13 protein-coding genes are annotated in these 18,767 nt (G+C 69.4%); 8 read left to right on the top strand and 5 right to left on the bottom strand.

Annotated features, from left to right (window positions below):
• Positions 1 to 2 precede the first annotated feature (2 nt).
• From OID54_RS02315 to OID54_RS02295, 5 genes are all read right to left on the bottom strand, one after another.
• Complete coding sequence (locus OID54_RS02315; protein ID WP_329013147.1) at positions 3 to 1,451, bottom strand: hypothetical protein; 1,449 nt, start codon at positions 1,449 to 1,451, stop codon at positions 3 to 5.
• Positions 1,435 to 4,812 (bottom strand): DEAD/DEAH box helicase, encoded by a 3,378-nt coding sequence (locus OID54_RS02310; protein ID WP_329013144.1) that lies wholly within the window; start codon positions 4,810 to 4,812, stop codon positions 1,435 to 1,437. The genes OID54_RS02315 and OID54_RS02310 overlap by 17 nt, the downstream gene beginning before the upstream one ends.
• Before the next feature lie 23 nt (positions 4,813 to 4,835).
• Entirely contained in the window at positions 4,836 to 6,257 is a 1,422-nt protein-coding gene (locus tag OID54_RS02305; protein ID WP_329013141.1) for a protein kinase domain-containing protein, read from the bottom strand.
• A gap of 34 nt (positions 6,258 to 6,291) precedes the next feature.
• Positions 6,292 to 6,969 (bottom strand): vWA domain-containing protein, encoded by a 678-nt coding sequence (locus OID54_RS02300; RefSeq protein WP_329013138.1) that lies wholly within the window; start codon positions 6,967 to 6,969, stop codon positions 6,292 to 6,294.
• Positions 6,970 to 7,555: 586 nt separating this feature from the next.
• The gene (locus OID54_RS02295) at positions 7,556 to 8,923 is read right to left on the bottom strand and encodes a hypothetical protein (RefSeq protein WP_329013136.1); all 1,368 of its coding nucleotides are present in this window, start codon (positions 8,921 to 8,923) and stop codon (positions 7,556 to 7,558) included.
• A 575-nt stretch (positions 8,924 to 9,498) separates the two neighbouring features.
• Between OID54_RS02295 and OID54_RS02290 the strand changes: the two genes are divergently transcribed.
• From OID54_RS02290 to OID54_RS02255, 8 genes are all read left to right on the top strand, one after another.
• Positions 9,499 to 10,302 (top strand): enoyl-CoA hydratase/isomerase family protein, encoded by an 804-nt coding sequence (locus tag OID54_RS02290; protein ID WP_329013134.1) that lies wholly within the window; start codon positions 9,499 to 9,501, stop codon positions 10,300 to 10,302.
• Positions 10,303 to 10,308: 6 nt separating this feature from the next.
• Positions 10,309 to 11,541 carry a thiolase family protein gene (locus OID54_RS02285; protein ID WP_329013131.1) on the top strand — a complete coding sequence of 411 codons (1,233 nt, stop codon included), beginning with the start codon at positions 10,309 to 10,311 and terminating at the stop codon, positions 11,539 to 11,541.
• Positions 11,538 to 13,049: a bifunctional 3-(3-hydroxy-phenyl)propionate/3-hydroxycinnamic acid hydroxylase gene (locus tag OID54_RS02280; RefSeq protein WP_329013127.1), complete on the top strand. Its 1,512-nt coding sequence runs from the start codon at positions 11,538 to 11,540 to the stop codon at positions 13,047 to 13,049. Before OID54_RS02285 ends, OID54_RS02280 begins: the two co-directional genes overlap by 4 nt.
• 108 nt (positions 13,050 to 13,157) lie before the next feature.
• Positions 13,158 to 14,840, top strand: a complete 1,683-nt coding sequence (locus OID54_RS02275; RefSeq protein ID WP_329013124.1) for an acyl-CoA synthetase — start codon at positions 13,158 to 13,160, stop codon at positions 14,838 to 14,840.
• Positions 14,837 to 15,706, top strand: a complete 870-nt coding sequence (locus OID54_RS02270) for an alpha/beta fold hydrolase (protein WP_329013122.1) — start codon at positions 14,837 to 14,839, stop codon at positions 15,704 to 15,706. Before OID54_RS02275 ends, OID54_RS02270 begins: the two co-directional genes overlap by 4 nt.
• Positions 15,693 to 16,565, top strand: coding sequence for a 3-hydroxyacyl-CoA dehydrogenase family protein (locus OID54_RS02265; RefSeq protein WP_329013119.1), 873 nt, complete (start codon positions 15,693 to 15,695; stop codon positions 16,563 to 16,565). Before OID54_RS02270 ends, OID54_RS02265 begins: the two co-directional genes overlap by 14 nt.
• Positions 16,566 to 16,617: 52 nt before the next feature.
• The gene (locus OID54_RS02260; protein WP_329013116.1) at positions 16,618 to 17,619 is read left to right on the top strand and encodes an ABC transporter substrate-binding protein; all 1,002 of its coding nucleotides are present in this window, start codon (positions 16,618 to 16,620) and stop codon (positions 17,617 to 17,619) included.
• 193 nt (positions 17,620 to 17,812) lie between these two features.
• On the top strand, positions 17,813 to 18,637 hold the full coding sequence (locus tag OID54_RS02255) for a PaaX domain-containing protein, C- domain protein (protein ID WP_329013113.1): 825 nt from the start codon (positions 17,813 to 17,815) through the stop codon (positions 18,635 to 18,637).
• The last annotated feature ends 130 nt before the right edge of the window (positions 18,638 to 18,767 follow it).

Raw genomic sequence — 18,767 nt, 5'->3', positions numbered from 1 at the left:
GTTCAATTCGCTTTCTCGTGGCCGGTCAGACGGCACTCGATCCCGAGCAGGTGGGCGGCTGCTTCATAGGCGAGCGTCCGGATGTTCTCCAACTCGTCGGACGCAGGCGGCCCGACGGACGCGTGGGTCGCGTTGTTGCGCAGAATGCGCGAGCGCTCCAGGTCTTCGAGCAGTGCGGGGCGATGCCTGATGAACATCGCGAACGGGTGGTCGGGGTTGCCCCGGGCCGCCCAGACGGCCTTGATGACGTCCCCGGCCAAGCCGCCGCGCGGCCCGCTCCCCGAGTGGTGCCGCATCTCGGGCGGCACCGAGAGGGCACCGAGCCGTTGGGCCGTGAGGACGAACTCCCGTTGTCGCACCTCTGACACGTTCGACGGCGGCAGCGAAGCCGGGTACTTCTCGTTGAGCCCGGGGAGAATGCACTCGAAGACACGGATGGCGTTGCGCACGAGGTTCTCGCGCTCCCGCGGGGTGTCCTTGACCCGGGCCAACTCGATGTCGGCCAGGTGCGCCAGGACCTCCGGGTGCTCCCGGATCTGCTCGCCGAGCGTCGCCACCACGTCGGCCCGGGCGTCCTCCGCCAGCTCCCGATCGGCTCGGCGGGCGGCGAAGACACGGTCCCGACGGTCGGGGCCGGCGAGGGTCTCGATCAGACGGGCCAGATCGGGTTCCCGTTCGACCCGGGCGGCGAGAACGTCGGCGAAGACCCGTCCGTCACCCACGGCGAACGGGTCGAGCACGGTCCACATCCGTCCCGAGCCGTCGTCGTCCGCAATGAGGTAGCACACGAGGTAGGCCGGGGTACGAGAACCGTGGAACCCGATCCGCTGGGAGGTTCCAGCCGTCGGGCGGGTGTTGCGGGCGCTGCCACGGATGCCGCGTGCGGCCATGTCGTGCCCCCGGCACGCCTCCAGCACATCCCGTTCGGAAGGCCGCATTGGGTCCGCGTCGCCGTCGAGCGCCAGCGTATTGAGTTCCCTTGAGGCTCCGGCGGTACCGAACTGGATGGTCACCTGGCGACCGCGGTACCCGCGCACATCGGCACGTACGGGATCGGCCATCAACATGCGCGGTAGCAGGGCTCCGGTGCCCGGGTCCTGGAAGACACGGATCAGCCGTGGCTCGGTCTCCGCGACCTCACCGAGCCTGACCGTGTCCCGCCCCGCCTCGGTGAGCTTCAGCCCCGATCCCATCAACCCGCGTTCCATGAGCCGGGCGACGACCGTGCGGCACAGCGAGCCGTCGAGGCCGATCAGCCCCGAGAGCTCTCCGATGTCACGCACCCCCGCGGCGCACAGCCGGAGCACCACCATCTGGAACGTGTCCAAGGTCCGGGAGAAGCCCGTGGGAGCCATCGCCTGGTAGACCCACACGGGCAGCAGCACCGGCCGGTAGTGGCCCTGCGGCGGGGCGCTGAGCTGGAACACGGACGCCCTACGGTCGAAGGACACGGCCGTCCCGTTCCTTTCTGCACAGCGCGAGGAACTCGGTCAGCGGTTCGACCGCCTCCGGAGCTCCCGGCCCGAACATGGCGTCGTCGCCGACCACGACCAGCAGCCGCTGCTGACGACTCATCGCCACGCAGAGCCGGTTCTTCACGGTCAGGTGCCCGTAGTTCCTTCTGGCGTCCGTACGGGCCTCCGGCGCGCAGCTGCGTACGGTCGAGAGGTAGGTGACGGAGAACTCCATTCCCTGGAAGGCGTCCACGGTGCCCACCCGCAGTCGGTCCAGCGGGGTGCCGTTCTCGTCCCGGCAGAGCCTGGGGATCGGCCGCCACCCCTCGGCTTCGGTGAACTCCGCGATACCGGCCTTCTTCAGTTCGGTCCAGACCTCCGTGACCTGTGCGGCGTAGAAGGCGATGACCCCGAAGGTCAGCCCCGGGTACCGGTCGATCAACTGGACGATCTCGGTGGCGATGGCGGCAGCCTCGGCGCGCCGGGCCCGGCTGGTGCCCCGTTTCGTCTCGCCACCCGAGGACAGCGGGACCCGGAGCCACACCGCGGGCAACTCCCCATACCGATCGATGCCGTGCGCGAACTCGGACGCGTCGCGACCGTTGCGCAGGGTTCCCTCGTAGAAGTTGTCGCTGACGAAGGTGCCCAGCACCGGATGCATTCGAAACTGTGTGTCGAGACGGGCGAACCGGGGGTGGGAGTCGGACGAACCGTGCTTCCACTGCCGCGCCAGCCGCTGGAACAAACTCTCCTGAAGCCGGTCGCGCATCTGGTCTCCCAGGGAACCCAGTTCGCGCTCCACATCGGGCTCCAGCATGTGCGGAAGCTGCATGTGGTCACCCACCAGCACGATGCGGCGACGTGCCTGGGCCAGCGGGATGAGGAGATCGAGCGGATTGGCCCGTGCCGCCTCGTCCACGATGACCGATTCGAAGACCCCGTCCGGCCGTCCGACATCGGCCATCGCCTTGGACACGGCCTGCTGACAGGTGGAGGCCAGCGAGACGGTGTACGCGCGCAGGGTCGCGTCGACCCCCTCCGGATCGTTGCGCAGATCGTCCCGGTAGTCGAGCAGTGCCGCGGCCACGGCGTCGGGCGACCGTGTCACGGCCTCGGAGAGTTGAGCGGCGACCCGGTCGAGGAGGTCCACCACCAAGGGATCTGCGACGGTGACCTCGGGCAGCCGTATCCGTGCCGTGAAACGGTCGAGTAACGCGTCGCGCAACTCGGCCAGAGAGTGCAGGAGGTCCGGAGTCGGAACCGCTTCACGGCAGGCGGCCAGCAGGGGTTCCCGAAAGGCGACGCCCTCCAGCAGCGGGCTGTCCGCCAGTTCCAGCCGGGTGAGCAGCGCACGCGCACACGAAGGCCCGTCATCCAGGAACCCCGTCTCGGTACAGCGCAACGACCGCACGTAGGGCAGGAGTTCCGCACGAGTCTCGGAGTCCGCGACCGCGACGGCACGATGCCGCTGCTCCCGCGCCGCCTCGCGCCGGGCGCGCAGCTCATGGACCAGTGAGGGTTCCGCGATGTCGGAGAGTTCCGACAGGACCTGGTCCAGGAACTGCGTCAGATACTCAGGAGGGACGGGGGCTGCGCGATAGGCGGCGGCCAGGTCGGCAGCCGCACGCCGCGCGGCCAGATGCCGACCCGTAGGGCGTTCGCGTAACCGCAGGTCGACCGAGCGGGCCGCCTCGATCCGCCAGGTGTCCAGGGCGACGCTGCTGCCCCGGCCACGCGAGTCCACCTTCAGCGGCGGAAGCCCGAAGACCCAGCCCCGGGTCACCAGATGGTCCACCGCCGCGTGCTGGAAGCTGGTGAGCAGGGTGCTGCCCGAGACATCGCCCCCCTGTGCGAGGTCGCCCAACTGATTGACCAGCGCGGCGATCACCTGGGTCTTGCCGGTGCCCGGAGGCCCTTGGATGACGGCCAGATCGGGTGTGTTGAGCGCGGTCAGCACGGCGTTGAGCTGGGCAGGCGTCGGTCCGTGCGGCAAGAAGCAGTCGAGCGCGGCACGGGAGAGCCGGGTGATCCGCCGCTGGGCCGGCTGTGGCCAGGCACCGCCCTCCAACAGGGTCGGCAGCGCGGGGATGTGCGTCCCGTCGGTGCGCAGCTTCTGCATCGCCTTCTCGCGCCGGTCGAGCCGGCGCTGGTCGCCGCGGTGCGCCAGATAGAGCCATCCCTTGGGAGCGGGGTCCCGCTGGTCGTGGAGGGTTCCGGCCAGCCGCAGGGTCTCGGTCACCTCGTCGTAGCCGAGTGGTTCCCCGACCCAGGCACCGCTGCGCTGGGCGCGCGAGGCCACCAGCCACTCGCGGTCGGTCACGGCGGTGTTGGTCACCGAGTCCGGGACGTCCGCCGCGGCCTCTATCTCCATCCGTTCGACCGTCGTCGCGTTCTCCAACACGGCACGGGTGCGCGGCAGCGCCCCGCCCAGATGGACGGTGAAGGCACAGCGGCCGTCGGGCTCGACCCGGACGCGGCTGTAGCGGATCGCTCCGAAGTCGGTGATCCGCCGGCGGATGTGGTGGGCTTCCAGCTCCTGGTACCTGTCCCACATGGCCAGATAGCTGTCCTGGCCCGCCACGAGGTCGAGTCCGCGCTGGATCAGCACCCGGTCGCGTTGCCGCGCCGTCATGTCGCGCAGCTCGATAGCGCCGACCGCCAGCGCCTTGGGCGCCGAGTCTCCGGACCTGTCGTGGACCGCGCTGATGAGACGCGTGAGCCGGTAGCCGTCGCCGTGCTTCTCGACGTCGGCCATCAACTGGGGCCCGTGCAGTCGGAATCCTGCCGCGAGGTTGCCCGCCGGACCCGCCGACACCACCATGCGTCGGGCCTCGGCCGGTGCCCCGTGCCGCGGGGCCAGGAGCAGTTCGCGAGCGAGGAACGCGATGGTCGATGCGGCGTCGGCGGTGTCGGCCCGGTCGGTGTACCTGCGGGCGTCCTCGACCACGGCGTCGGTGACATCGAGATGGAGGCCCGTGGTGAGCGGTAGGGCGAGTCCTGTGGCGGGTGCGTAGACATGGGCCCGGACGGTGAACGGCTCATCGGTCTCCGGGGCTCTCCCCGGCCGGGACTGTCGTGGCAGGCGCGCCACCGGTGGGCGCGGTGTGACCCTGTGCGCGGTCACTACGACGGAGCTGGAGCCTGCCGCGCGCAGCTGCTCCAGCTTTCGTCCGTCTTCGGGCCCGGCCGGTCGGACGCCGTAGGTGGCGTCCTCGGTGGTCAGGTCGAGTTGGCCGGTGGGACGGTGGTGGAAGCGGACCTCGGTGCCGTCGGCGAGGGGCGTTCCGATGAACTCGGTGGGTATTCGCTGCCACATCAGTGACAGTAGGACCGAAGCGCCGGGCATGCGTTCCGGCATTGCGGGTGACTTCTGTCGTGGAGTCAACGGGGCACCGCCAGCCGCATCAGCCGGACCCAACGGTGGATGGAATCGCGCGCTCCGAAGTGGAGGGTCCAGGTTCGGCCGAGATCGCCCACCGGGACGACGGCCTGGCCGCCCTGTCTGATCTCCCGCCAGGGGCGGCCGTCGTCGTGATCGAGCCAGAGGCTTTCGCGGGCGAGGCTCAGCACGGTCGCGTCCCGCCCGTCGAACCGCAACCGTGCGACGGGGACGTCGGGCCGGTCAGGCGCCGGGGCGGCGTGGCGCGCGGTCAGTGTGGTGTCGGCGGCGGGCTGGAGAACAGTGAAGTCGGGCAAGGGCACCTCCGCCGATCTGTTGCAGGGCGGACCGTCATCGTTGCCCGGCTCCGGTTCCACGCCCACCGGACAGGTGATGCCATGACGCAGTACCCAGGAGGGATCGGTCGGCCGCCCGCAGAGGAGACAGGAGGGTGCGATCGCCCGGTACACCCAATCGCACTCCGGACAGGTCACGGTCTGACCCGCCGCGGAGTGCAGCGCCGCGGCCCACAGGGCGGCGGACGGGCGGACCCTCGGATCCTCCACCGCGGCACCGAAGCACCGGCCGGCCAGGTCCCACAGCTTGGCGGACATCAACTCCTCGCGCGGTGTGATGCCGTTGGTGCACTCGTTGGAGCGGTCGGTGGGGTGGTCGATCCAGGGAAGCCGGAAGCGGTCGGCGTACTCCTGCTGGTAGTCGGGGTCGGCGTCCAGGACCGCATCGCCCCGGAACGGATGACTGCCGGTCAGGGTCTCGAAGACCAGTACGCCGAGCGCGTGGGCATCCGTGAGGGTGGTGGGCCCGCTGCGACCTCGGACGATCTCCGGGGCGCCGTAGCCCGGTGTGTAGACGGCCCCGGACCCGATCGCCGAGACGAGCCCGAGGTTGTCAACGTCGATCAGTCGGATCTCTTCCTGCTCGCGGGAGGCCGAGACGAGGACGTTCGACGGCGAGAGGTCCTGATAGACGATGGCCCGCGCGTGCAACCTGGCGATGGCGTCCGCGAGCTTCGCCAGCAGCCGCAGCCGGCGGTCGAGGCCCCCGGTGCGCAGGTACCAGGCCGCCAGATCGTCCTCATCGGGAAAGCACAGTGCGTCCAGCGGGACCATCTCATCGATGAGTTCCATGACGTATCCGAGCTTCGGCGGTGCGAGGAGCGCCTGCACAATTGCCAGGGGCAGTCCGTCGAGCGGGAGTCGCTGGATGCGCCGCAGTCGCGCGTGCACCGCTTCCGCGGCCTCTTCCGTCGGGGCGCTAATGATCTTGATGGCCGTGCGTCCGCCCCTGGCCAGCCACACTTCGCCCTGGCCGCCGACTCCGATGGAATGCGACAACGGCCATAACTGATGGTATTCGTCCTCCACGGGCCGCAGCAGACCGCCGAGGTCCCACCGTGATGCCACCGATCGGTTCCCTTCGAGAGTGGGATCAGTCGGCTCAGGCGCCGAAGCCCGACAGGTCCTCGGGGCTGAGCACCGGTGACACGCCCGGGCGGGTGCTCCTGGCCTGCTGGGTGACGGTGACGGTGACCCAGCGGAAGTACTGCTGGATCCGCCCGACCTCCTGTGCCTCGAACACACCGGTGGACTCGTCGCTCACGAACCTGCGCAACACCGCCTTCGCCGGCTCGGTCATGTCCGAGCCACCGATGGCGACCGCGAGTCGATTGGCCTTGGCCCCTCGGGGCGAGGCGAGCAGCAGGTCCAACCCTTCCTCCCAGTCGTCGTTGGGCATCCCGTCGGAGACCAGTACGACGGTGGGAGAGAACGCGCGGGCGGGGATCACCGCCTCGTCGGCGAGGACGTCCCGGGTGAGGCGGAGCGCGGCGCCGAGCGGGGTGCCTCCGAAGGCTTCCATATCGGTCCAGATCGCCTCGGTGGCGGGTACCAACCGCTGGTGTTCCGTCGCGCCCCCTCCGCCGAAGGCGATCACGCCGACATGGATCGCACCCCGCCCGACATCGGCGGAGGCGAAGTCATCGAGCATGCGGCGGATGCACTCGTTGAGCACATCGATCTTCTCCTCGGGCTCCTTCATGCTCCCGCTGATGTCCGCCAGCACGAGGACCGGTAACGGACGTGCCTTCGCGGCCATGAAGCGCGGCGCGACGCTCACGATTTCCCTCCAACGCCCGGGGCGACCGGTGCGCCGCCCTCCGGGCCGTCAAGTACCTTTGATTTAAGGCTTGTTTAAGCCTGGACCAGGTTACGCACGCTACTACGAATCACCCCGTTCCGTGGCGCTTCGCCGTCGATCCCCGGCCGGATCGAGCGTTGTGGTGCGCGATGGGGCAGCGACGGCGTTGCGGCGCTGCTGGGCGCCAGCGGATCTCGCGTGTGAGCAGGAGGCGCAGCCCGCGAGTTGGACCGTCCAACGGACTCGAAGTGTCGCGAGGTCGGGCAGATGGAGTAGACGGGAATCGATTTTGCGGGTGGTTCTCCGTGAGGCGTCGGACGGACGGACCACGCCGCCGCAGGCGTGCGTTAGACATCGGGCATGGATGACCCTTTTGCGTTCAGTCCTCTAGGAGCGTCGGGAGAGCCCATCAGGGTCATTCCCGAGCCCAGGAGCTTGGCAGGACGTCTGAATGTGCCCTGCACCTGGCTTATCAACTGTCGGGTGCCCGCCCGTTCCCATGAGTGTGATGACGCCGATGCCCCCGGGGGAGTCGTCAACCAGCAGTCCCCGTCCGGTGGTCGGCTCAGCGGTCTGGACTCGTTCGGGTGACCGCGCGAGCCCGATGGAGGACTGTGGCCGCCTGGGTCTGACGGCGAAAGGGGCGCAGGGACTCGCGTAGATGCCTGAGGGCCTGCTCCGCGGGCGCCAGTCTGAGATTCGGGTAGTGGTCGAGGAAGACGTGCCAGTGCAGGCAGGACTCTTCGAGACGGCCCAGCGGCAGCAGCGTCGCTGCGAGCCGCGCATGGGTCAGGGCGTTGGATCGATGCCGGTCGTCCGAGCGGGCCGCTGCCGACGACGCCAGGGCCTCGGCCGCCCGGGTCGCGTCCCCCAGCGCCAGGAGCATCTGACCGCGCTGATATTCCAACCCCGCCCTGGGGTAGGAACTGAACGGCCCCGGGGGACTGGTGGCACGATCGTGCTGGACCTCGGCAGCCGCGAGGTCGTCGACGGCCTTGCGGCGCTGCTGGGAGTAGGCGTGGGTGACGGCGCGTTGGCTCAGGAGGAAGGAGAGGGTGGCCGGATCGGCCGATGGCCCCGCGGTGTCGACGGCGGCGTCGGCGAGTTGCCAAGCCCTCTTCTGGAACCCCAGCCGGAGTGCCTGGAGGCTCATGGCCCGCAGGGTGATCGCGTAGACCCGTCGGTCCTCGGCCTGGCGGGCGAGGTGCAGGGCTGCCGTGAAGTAGCGCTGGGCCAGACTCGGATACCCGGCGTCCATGGTCATCCGGGCCAGTAGATGGGTGAGTTGCGACGCGCCGGTGAAGAGTTGCCGACGAAGTGACGGCGTGGCGGGTGCGAGGAGAAGACGGCTGGTGTCGTCGGTGAGGTAGGTCGCGAGCGCCGACCGGGCGTGTGCACCGCCATGGCGTTCCATGAGGTTCGCGAAGACGCGGGACATCTCCTGGAGGGTCTCAACCTCCTGTGGTGTGACCCGGTTGCCCGAACGGCGTGGTGCCGCGACGGTGGGGTGCTCGGACGTCCAGTTCGGTGTCGAAGGTGGGGCGATGTTGTAGGCAGGACGGATGAGGGGCGCGCGGCGCGCGGGGTCGGCATCGGCGCGGCTGAGGATGGTCAGTTCGTTCACCACGTCGTCGGTCCCCTCCGGGCCCTCTGGCAAGGAGTCGTCGCTCTGGCGTCCGGGGTGTGCAAGGCCCGTTTCCTCCGTGGTGACGAGACGGTCGCTGCGGCGGCTGAACGCCGAGGCGACCAGGTCGGGTATGGGCGGTCGGGGTCGGGACCCGGTCAGCCAGTGGGCCACCGATGTGCGGTCGTACCGCAGGGCCAGTCCCTGTGCCTGGCCCAGGCTGTTGACGGCGCGGGCCAGTTCGGCCGGGTTCCAGTCGGCCTCGTCGAGCAGGGTGGCGAGTCGGCGGTTGGGTTGGTGGCGTGCCATGGCGCAGGTCTCCCTCGGGAGTGGGTTCTTCTCGCCAGGCCCTCGGAGCAGCTGGGGCATTCCATGCGTACGCGCCGATCCCGGCGGACCACGTTCAGGGGGCAGGACCGTGCGGCCCGTCTGATGCGTGACCACATCATCCCGTGACCGAATTCATCCGGACAGTAGTCGGCTCGAAGATCTTTGGATTCCTGTTGCCGGCGGGATCGACACCCGGTCCGCCTTCGGGACCGCCTCGGGCGTACGCGGGGGTGCGAGGGGCGCTTCCCTCAGGGCCGTCGATGGTCGTCAATGGTCGTCGATGGGCTGACGGCGACCGGGTCCGCGGGAGTGGTGCGGCAGCGCCGGGGGTGAAGCGTACGGATGGCCGTGTGACGTCCGGACCACAAATGTTGTTACGTATTGACGTCACATGTCGCGAGAATGTTAAGCTCGCTGTTGTGGAACCCGCCCCCCGAATTCGCGTTTCGGGGGGCGGTTGCCCTGCTGGAGGGCCTGCAACGGTCCACGAGGCATCAACCGCAACGGCCTGGACGGTTCCCTATCCGGGCAGTTTCGGAACAAGGAGCTGACGCATGTCGGACCTGAATCACATCGTGTCCGTGCGGTCGGCGGAAGGCGTCCAGATCTGGACGATGAACGCGCCACCGGTCAACGCGATCGACCCCGCCTTCATCGATGCGCTCAATGCGCGCTACGACGCTGCCGTCACCGATCCGGCGGTCGCCGCAGTCGTCCTCACCAGCGGGTTGTCCGTCTTCTCTGCCGGGGCCGACGCTTCCTGGATGGCCACGACGGTCGCCGAACACGGATTGGAACACCTCCTCGCGGAGTTCAACCGGACCATGGATCGCTTTCGTGAACTCTGTCTACGTCTGCGCCGCGGCCCACTGCTCACCGTCGCCGCGATCGGGGGCCATGCCCTGGCCGGCGGACTGGAGCTCGCCGCAGCCTGCGATCTGCGCTTTGTCGCGGACCGTGACGGACTCAAGCTCGGTGCACCCGAGATGAAGCTGTTCGGGGTACTGCCGAGCGGTGGCGGAGGCGCCCAGTATCTGAGCCGGCTGATGGGACCCTCCCGCGCCCTCCACTTCATGCTGCACGCCGAGCCCGTCGATCCCCGCAAGGGGGCGGAGTTGGGGCTCGTCGATGTGCTGTGCGAACCGGACGGGCTCCTCACGACCACCGAGGAGTTCGCCGTCACCGCCGCGCGACGCGCGGGGCGCGTGGGCCTCTCGGCCGCCCGGCGCGCCGTGTTCACCGGTCGTGAACTGCCGCTGGCCGAGGCCCTTGAACTCGACCACTCCCTGCACTGGGACGCGATGAGGCGCGGGAACTTCCTGCCCGGCGTCGAGTCCTTCACCAAGCGATTCGGATAGGAGGCCATGGGTGTCTCGGCGACCAACGGCACGGGAGACGTCACGGTGACCACCGCCCCGGGGAGCGCCCCGGCGATCATCGGCACTGGAATGACCCCCTTCGGAAAGCACCTGGACCGCTCCCTGAAGTCCCTGGGCGCCCAGGCCGTGACCGCGGCACTGAGGGACGCGGGGCTGGAGCCCGCTGACCTGGACATGGCGTTCGTGGCCAATGCGATGGCCTCCGTGATCACCGGTCAGGTCAGCGTCGTCGGTCAGACGATCCTCCGTGACATGGGGATGACCGGCCTCCCGGTCTTCAACATCGACAACGCCTGCGCCGGGTCCTCGTCCGCGCTCGCCCTGGCCTGTCAGGCGATCCGCTCCGGCGATGCGGACACCGTGCTCGTGCTCGGTGTGGAGAAGCTGTTCAGCGAGGACCGTACGGCCACCTACCGAGCGCTGAACGGTGCCGCCGACATCGATGTCGTCCGGGCGTCCGGCATCGACGTCGGTCGGGAGAGCGTCTTCGTCACAACGGTGTACCCGCCGCGACTCGCGGCGTACGCGGCACGGCAACCGCTGACCGCCGAGACGCTGGCCCGCATCAGTGTCAAGAACCGCTGTCATGCTGCCGACAACCCACTGGCCCAGTACCGCGCCCCGCTGACCGTGGAGCAGGTGCTCGCCTCCCGGCCCGTCGCGGAACCGATCCGCGCACTCATGTGCGCACCCATCGGCGACGGTGCCACCGCGGTGGTCGTGACCGCGGAACGCAATGTCACCCCCAGCCAATCACCGGTGTGGGTACGCGCCTGTGCGATCGGTATGGGCGGAGTGGTGGACGGACGGTCCGCACTGAGCCGGGTCGCTGAACGGGCCTACCGGCGGGCGGGCGTCACTCCCGACTCCATCGACGTGGCCGAAGTGCACGATTCGATCTCGTTCAATGAACTGCTCGCCTATGAGGAACTCGGATTCTGCGGCCCCGGCGAGGGCTCCGACCTGGTGGCCGAGTCGGCAACCGCCCTCGGTGGGCGGCTGCCCGTGAACACCAGTGGCGGTCTGGAGTCACGCGGCCATCCGGTCGCCGCCACCGGACTGGCCCAGATCAGTGAGCTGGTAGGTCAGCTACGCGGCCGTGCGACCACCCGCCAGGTGCCGGGCGCGCGCTGGGCGCTCGCCGAGAACGCGGGCGGCCTGGCGCTCGACGACACCGCTGCACTGGCCGTGACGATTCTGGAAGGGGGCGGAAGGTGAACGCTCGCTACGAAGTGGCCGTCATCGGCTTCGGGCCGGTCGGCATGGCGATGGCGGGTCTGCTCGGTCGGCGTGGTGTCCGGGTCCTCGTGGTGGAGAAGTCCACCGATGTCTATCCCCTGCCCCGGGCCGCCCACATCGATCACACCGGTCTACGGACCCTCCAGGAACTCGGCTGCCTGGACGAGTTGCTGCCACGGATGCTGCCCAACCGCGGCCTCGCCCTCATGGACGCCTCGCTCCGCAGGCTCATCCAGGTGCCGGGGGACCAGGGAAGCGTTTCGGGGCTGCCCGCGAGCATGTACTTCTACCAGCCCGATTTCGATCGCGTCCTGGAACGTGTCGTCACGGCGATGGAGAGCGTGGAGGTACGGCGCGGCTTGGAGATGACCGCACTGGACAGCGGACCCGACGGTGTCACCGTCGAGTGCCTCGACCACACGAGCGGTGATACGGAACGGATCGAGGCGGACTGGCTCATCGGATGCGACGGGGCAGCCAGCCCGGTTCGCCAGATGATGGGCGTCGCCCTCGACAGCCTGGGCTTCGACGAGGAATGGCTCGTCCTGGACCTGGTCGATCGACTGGGCCGCGAAGACCTCCTCACCGAGGCGATACAGGTCTGTGATCCACGCCGCCCGTACGTGGCCAACCCCATACCCGGCGGTCGCTACCGGGCGGAATTCATGTTGCTGCCCGGGGACGAGCCCGCCGCCCTCATGGCGCGGCCCTCCCTGGAACGGCTGCTGTCACCCGTCTTCCCCGATCTGCGGTTCGACGTCGAACGCAGCGCCGTCTACACCTTCCACGGGCTGAGCGCCCGCTCCTGGCGGAAGGGACGCATCCTGCTCGCGGGCGACGCGGCGCACCAGATGCCGCCCTTCCTCGGACAAGGCATGTGCTCAGGGCTCCGGGACGCGGCCAACCTCGCCTGGAAACTCGCCCGGGTCCTCCGCGGCAGGATGTCGGCCGAACTGCTGGACACCTATGAAGGGGAACGCGCGCCCCATGTGCGCAGCGTGGTGCAGTCCGCCGTCGAGTTCGGCCGCTTCGTCGGTACCCGTGACATCGAAGAGGCCGCGGAGCGGGACCGGCGGCTGCTCTCCGGTGAGAACTCCCGTCCGCTCGGATTCCAACTGCCTGCGCTGACGCCCGGCCCTCTCGTCCACGAGGGTGGCGGCAGCCTCTTTCCCCAGCCGACCCTGACCGGCGGCACCCGACTGGACGATGAGGTCGGCGATCGCTTCCTCGTCGTCGCCAGGACCCGGGCGCTGCTTGAGGGAACGGCGGGCTGGTGGAACTCCTTCGACGACTCGGTGTCGGTCACCCTCGATGAGCTGGGCCCCACCGGTGAGCCCGTGTCTCGGTGGATGGACCGCCGCGGCGCTGACATCGTCGTCGTACGCCCCGACCGGTGCGTTCTGGCGGCGGGGGCCGATCTGACCGCGGCCACGGTCGGGATGAGCAAGGCGTTCGCGACACGCGCGCTCACCCCGTGGCCCCACTGACCGCTCCCCACCGAAGGACCGCCTGAGCCGTTGGACCAGGCCCTGCACCAGGGGGCCATGGGAGACGGCCCGCGCCAGGAACCACGAAGGATTGGAGGGAAGCACCCCATGGGAGACGTCTACCCGGTGGGCACGAGCATCCCGGATCACTACCTCGTCCCGCCCGAGCTACAGCCGATGTACACCGAGGTCCTCGGGGCGCCCGTCCCGGAGCAGGTCAACGTCGGGGTGGAACTGTCCGACCGTCAGGTGGCCGCCGGGCTTGGCGCCGCCACCGCGCTGATCCACCACGAGAGCGGACGGCGGTGGACCTACACCGATCTGTCCCGCGAGAGCGACCGGTTCGCAGGCGCCCTACTGGGCCGGGGCCTGCGGCTCGGCGACCGGGTGGCGATCCGGTCGCCCAACCGCCCTGAAGCCGTGGTCGCCGCGATCGCGATCTGGAAGGCGGGCGGTGTCGTCGTCCCCACCCCCGTCCAGGCCAAGGGCGCCGAACTGCGCTACTTCCTGGACGATGTCGAGGCGCGCTTCGTCATTGCGTACGCCGACGACCCCGAGCCCGAACACCTCGCGGCGGCCGTCGACGGCGGAACGGTCGAGCAGGTCATCGTCTTCGGACCGGGGGAGGAGTCCTCCCCGTACACCAGTTGGGCGAGGCTGGTGGAGCCGGTGTCGGGCCGGCTCGCCGTACCGCCAAGGTCCGGCGACCACGTCGCCCTCGTCTGGCACACCGGCGGCACCACGGGCCAACCGAAAGCCTGCTACCACACCCACCGGCGGTTTCTGCTCGCCGGCCATGCGACCGGGCTGGCCACCGGTGTGCGGTCGGGCGAGGTCTGGGCCGCGGCGGCCCCGATCGGCCACGCGCTCGGCTTCATCTACCACACCAACTTCACCCTGCTGCACGGTGCCACCGCCGTGCTCATCGAGCGCTACGCGGACCCGGAGAGCGTCGCCCGAGCCATCGGGCGCCACCGGGTGGGCACCTTCACGGCCGTGGCCATCGCCTGGTCCGGACTGGCCTCCGCGCTCGAACGGGACCCCTCCCTCGATGTGTCGTCGCTCCACCGCGCCTTCGCCATGTGGCAGACCTCCGGGCCCTCGCCCGTACGCGAACAGTGGCGCAGCCGTGGCCTCGAACTGATGAACAACTTCGGCAGCACCGCGTTCGCGGGCTGGGCGCTGGCCCCCAGGGCCGGGGAGGGGTTCGAGCCCGCCTCACTGGGTCGGGCGTCCCCGGGATACACCGCACTCGCCGTGGAGTCGGACACCGCGTCAGGAGTCCAGGAAGTCGCCGACGGAACGGTCGGCAGGCTCGCCGTGCGCGGCCCGAGCGGACTCACCTACTGGCGGCGCCCCGAGCTCCAGCGCCGCGACGTGGTGGAGGGCTGGACGCTCGCGGACGATCTGATCCGCTATGAACCCTCGGGCAACGCCACCTATCTCGGTCGTACCGACTTCATGATCAGCACCGCCGGCTACAAGGTGGTGCCGGCCGAGGTGGAGGCTGCCCTCGGCAGCCATCCCGGAGTTCGGGACGTGTGCGTCGTGGGGGCGCCCGATCCGGAGCGGCAGGAGGTCGTCACCGCCTATGTCGTCCCGGCACCCGGCTATCCGCCCTCCTCGCTTCTGGTGAGCCAGTTGCAGGCCCATGTGAAGGGGGCGATCTCGCCCTACAAGTACCCCCGGCGCATCGAGTTCGTGGCGGCACTGCCACGCGATCAGGTGGGCAAGCTCCAGACCCGCGCGGTGCAGGAGTGGGCAAGAACAGGAAGGGGACTCACCTCATGACCGGACGGTACGAAGAGGAGCTGCGCCGGCGCGTGCGGTTCACCTCGCGGCGCGGATTGGACTACCAGCGCCGGGGCGAGGGACCGGTGGTGCTGTTCGTGCACGGCTGGTGCCTGGACCGGCGGATGTGGATGTATCAGGAAGCTGCGCTCGCGGACTCCTTCACCGTGGTCACCGTGGACCTCGCCGGTTTCGGCGAATCCACCGAGTTGGCCGGCCCCTACTCCCTGGACCGGCATGCCGCCGACCTCGCGGATCTACTGGCAGAACTGGCAGAACCGCCGGACCTGCCGGACCTGCCGGACCTGCCGGAAACAGCGGTCACGGTGGTCGGATTCGCCTATGGAGCCGCGGTGGCGATGGAACTCGCGACCACCCACCCCGGATCGGTCGGAAGACTGGTGCTGATCGGGGTGCCCAGTGCGGCGACAGCCCCGTACGAGAAGATGCCGCGGTCCATGCTGCGGGACTGGCCCGGCTTTGCGGCTCGGTCCGCACGTGCCATCTGCGCCGAGGACGTTTCGGATGCCACGGTGGACTGGCTGGGCCGCATGTTCGCGGGCACACCCCTGCCGGTTGCACTGGAAGCGGTCGAGCAACTGTCCCGCTGGGAGCCCCTGTCCGTGGCCGCTCCGGTCACGGCACCCGCCCTGGTGGTCCACGGGACGCAGGACCGGGTGGTGCCCCCCGAGGTCGGCGCGGAACTCGCCGAGGCCATGCCGGACGCCACCCTGGTGCTCGTGGAGGGCGCCGCCCATCTGGTACCGGTCGACGCGAGCGGGCAGCTGAATCGGTTGATCGCAGACTTCGCTCGCGGTGTCCCGGAGCCGGCCACTGCGGTGGGGCGGATCCATGGAACCGTCTGAGCCGATCCCCGTGGTGACACTGCCCTCCGAGACGGCCGTCGTCGGCGGGGGCAGGATGGGTGCGGGCATCGCCCACGCCCTGCTCCTCGCGGGCAGCACCGTGGTACTGGTCGAGGCCGACGACGACGCCGCGGCGGCAGCCCGGGCAAGGGTGGCCCGCGCGCTGGAGCACAGTGCTGAGCGGGGCACCCTGGACGGCACGGTGGACCGGACCCTGGCCGGGCTCCAGACCACCACGTCCATCGACGGCATCGGGTCCGCCGGACTCGTGATCGAGGCGGTCTCGGAGGCACCGGCCCTGAAGACCAAGGTGATCGGGGCCATCGCCCGTGCCGTCGACGCAGCGGCCGTCATCGCGACCAACACCAGCAGTCTCTCCATCGACGAGTTGTCCCTCGCCGCGCCGCCCGCGAGCCGGTTCATCGGACTGCACTTCTTCAATCCGGTGCCCGCCAGCCGTCTGGTCGAGGTGGTCACCGGCAGTGCCACGGCGTCCGATGTCGTGGCCAGGGCGGTCGGCTGGGTCCGGACGATGGGCAAGACGCCCGTGGTGGTCCGGGACTCACCGGGCTTCGCCACCAGCAGGCTCGGCGTTGCGTTGGGACTCGAAGCGATCCGCATGGTCGAGGAGGGCGTCGCCTCCGCCGAGGACATCGACACCGCCATGGTCCTGGGATACCGCCATCCGGTCGGCCCGTTGAGGCTGACCGATCTCGTCGGACTCGATGTCCGGCTCGGTATCGCCGAGCATCTGTACGAGACCCTCGGCGGCCGATTCGAGCCACCCGAACTACTGCGCCGCATGGTCGCCGATGGCGATCTCGGCCGTAAGACCGGCCGGGGGTTCTACCCGTGGTGACCCCGGAGCCCGCCCCGACCACACCGACCGTCACGATCAGAAGAGGTGAACGATGGCCAGAATCCCGATGACGCTCGCCTGCTGGGACTACGACCGCACCAGAGCACTCCAGGATGAGTCGGTACGGCCGGAGGGCATCGAGCTCACCTATCTACCGCTGATGATGCCGGAGAGCGCGTTCCGCATGCTCCACTTCGGCGATTTTGAAGTGTCCGAGATGTCCCTGTCCTGGTACACCCGGCTGGCGGACCTGGAGGACCGGCCGTTCACCGCCATCCCCGTCTTCCCCTCGCGGATGTTCCGGCACTCCTGTATCTACGTCAACGCCGACAGCGGTATCGAGAAACCGGCCGATCTGGTGGGCAAGCGCGTCGGATGCCCCGAGTACCAGATGACGGCCGCGGTCTGGATCAAGGGGATGCTGGCCGACCACTACGGGGTCCCGGTCAACAGCGTCCGCTACGCCACCGGGGGCCTGGAGCAGCCCGGCCGGCGCGAGCAGCCCATGGACCTGCCGGACGACATCGTGGTCGAGCCCATCGGAGACGATCGGACCCTGTCCGACATGCTCGAATCGGGCGAGATCGATGCCCTGTACACCGCACACATGCCGTCCTCCTTCGCCCGGCGCTCCCCGAACGTACGGCGGCTGTTCGAGGACTATGTCCAGGTGGAGAAGGAGTACTTCAAGGCGACGGGCATTTTCCCGATCATGCACACCGTGGTCATCAGACAGGACGTCCTCCAGGCCCACCCCTGGGCCGCGCAATCGCTCACCAAGGCGTTCGAAGAGTCCAAGCAGCGGGCGCTCGCCGAACTGAGAGAGACGACCGCCCTCAAGTACAGCCTCCCCTGGATGACCGCCGCCGCCGAAGAGGCGCGGGAACTCCTCGGGTCCGAGGATTCCGGTGACTACTGGCCGTACGGCATCGAGCGCAACCGAGAGACGCTACGGACGTTCATCCGCTACTCCCACGAGCAGGGGCTCATCCCCTCGCAGATCGAACCCGAGTCCCTCTTCGCGCCGAGCTCGATGACATCGGCCAGGATCTGACCGTGGGGACACCGAGAACCGCCCGGCGCGGGCGGCGGTAAAGTGCCACCTCACACTCAGGACCGCTGCCCGCAATGACCGAGTACCGCAAGAGCAGAACCGAGACGGACCCCATGATGACGACCCCCCCACACCACTCCCCACCGGTACCGACTGATCGGCACCGGGGCGCATCGGCCGGTGGTCCGCCACGATGACCGGGACGACGGGAGGAACCACCCCGAACGAGGTCTCGCAGTACCAACTGATGTGGCGGGACCTCGGTCTGCGACCGCTCAAGGCTCGCTCGATCATCGCGTCCGCGCTGCTCGGCAGCGATCCGGCCGGTCTGACCAGCCGCCAAGTGGTGCGGTTCTGCGGCCTCTTCGGTGTGCCGGACACCACCGCACGGGTCACCCTCTCCCGCATGATGGCCGGCGGGGAGTTGGAGATGAGCGACGGCCGCTACACCCTCGCGGGCCGGCTCGCGGACCGGCGCGTCCGGCAGTCGATGAGCCGGGTTCCCGAGATGCTCCCCTGGGACGGGAACTTCGAACTGGAGATGGTGCGGCTGGACCGCCGCAACGCCGGCGACCGGGTGGCCCTGCGCGGGGCGATGCACAATCTGCGGTTGGGCGAGTACCGCGAGGGACTGTGGATGCGGCCGAGGAACCTCGATCCGTTGCGGCTCGCCGAGGACCGGGCCATCGTCGGGCGCCAGTGCGAGACGATGGTCGCTTCCGGTAGCCAGGACCCCGCCGATCTGGTCGGCCGACTCTGGGACCTGCGGGCCTGGCAGCGTCTCGCCCAGTCCCTGCGCTCGTCGATGGCCCGTACCCAGACGGACCTGGACGCCTGTGTCGTCGAGGCACTGGCCCCCGGATTCATGGTGGCCGCCGCGGTGACCCATCACTTTGCGGACGATCCGCTGCTCCCCGATGAACTGGCGCCCGCCCGCTGGCCTGCCCGGGTGCTGCGCGAGGAATGGGAACGCTTCGATGCCTCCTGGCAGCGGCTGCTGCGGGAATGGCTGGACTGAGCGACTCGCAGCCGTCCCGGACCCGACCGCGGCGACAGCCCTGTACGGCACAGGGCTGTCGCAGGCGCGTGCCCGCCCGCCGCAGGTACGGCAGCCACGAAGCGACCGGGCCCCGCTCACGACTGAGAAC

The organism is Streptomyces sp. NBC_00690 (genome assembly GCF_036226685.1).
GTDB lineage: Bacteria > Actinomycetota > Actinomycetes > Streptomycetales > Streptomycetaceae > Streptomyces.
Note: the sequence above shows the minus strand (reverse complement) of the source record. Positions and strands in the feature narration are given on the sequence as shown.

What these genes read in the sequence shown, in the direction of transcription:
- OID54_RS02270 (WP_329013122.1), top strand. Translation starts at nt 14,837, where the DNA reads ATGACCGGACGGTACGAAGAGGAGCTGCGCCGGCGCGTGCGGTTCACC.
- OID54_RS02310 (WP_329013144.1), bottom strand. Translation starts at nt 4,812, where the DNA reads ATGCCGGAACGCATGCCCGGCGCTTCGGTCCTACTGTCACTGATGTGG.
- OID54_RS02285 (WP_329013131.1), top strand. Translation starts at nt 10,309, where the DNA reads ATGGGTGTCTCGGCGACCAACGGCACGGGAGACGTCACGGTGACCACC.
- OID54_RS02275 (WP_329013124.1), top strand. Translation starts at nt 13,158, where the DNA reads ATGGGAGACGTCTACCCGGTGGGCACGAGCATCCCGGATCACTACCTC.
- OID54_RS02255 (WP_329013113.1), top strand. Translation starts at nt 17,813, where the DNA reads ATGACCGGGACGACGGGAGGAACCACCCCGAACGAGGTCTCGCAGTAC.
- OID54_RS02265 (WP_329013119.1), top strand. Translation starts at nt 15,693, where the DNA reads ATGGAACCGTCTGAGCCGATCCCCGTGGTGACACTGCCCTCCGAGACG.
- OID54_RS02290 (WP_329013134.1), top strand. Translation starts at nt 9,499, where the DNA reads ATGTCGGACCTGAATCACATCGTGTCCGTGCGGTCGGCGGAAGGCGTC.
- OID54_RS02260 (WP_329013116.1), top strand. Translation starts at nt 16,618, where the DNA reads ATGGCCAGAATCCCGATGACGCTCGCCTGCTGGGACTACGACCGCACC.
- OID54_RS02295 (WP_329013136.1), bottom strand. Translation starts at nt 8,923, where the DNA reads ATGGCACGCCACCAACCCAACCGCCGACTCGCCACCCTGCTCGACGAG.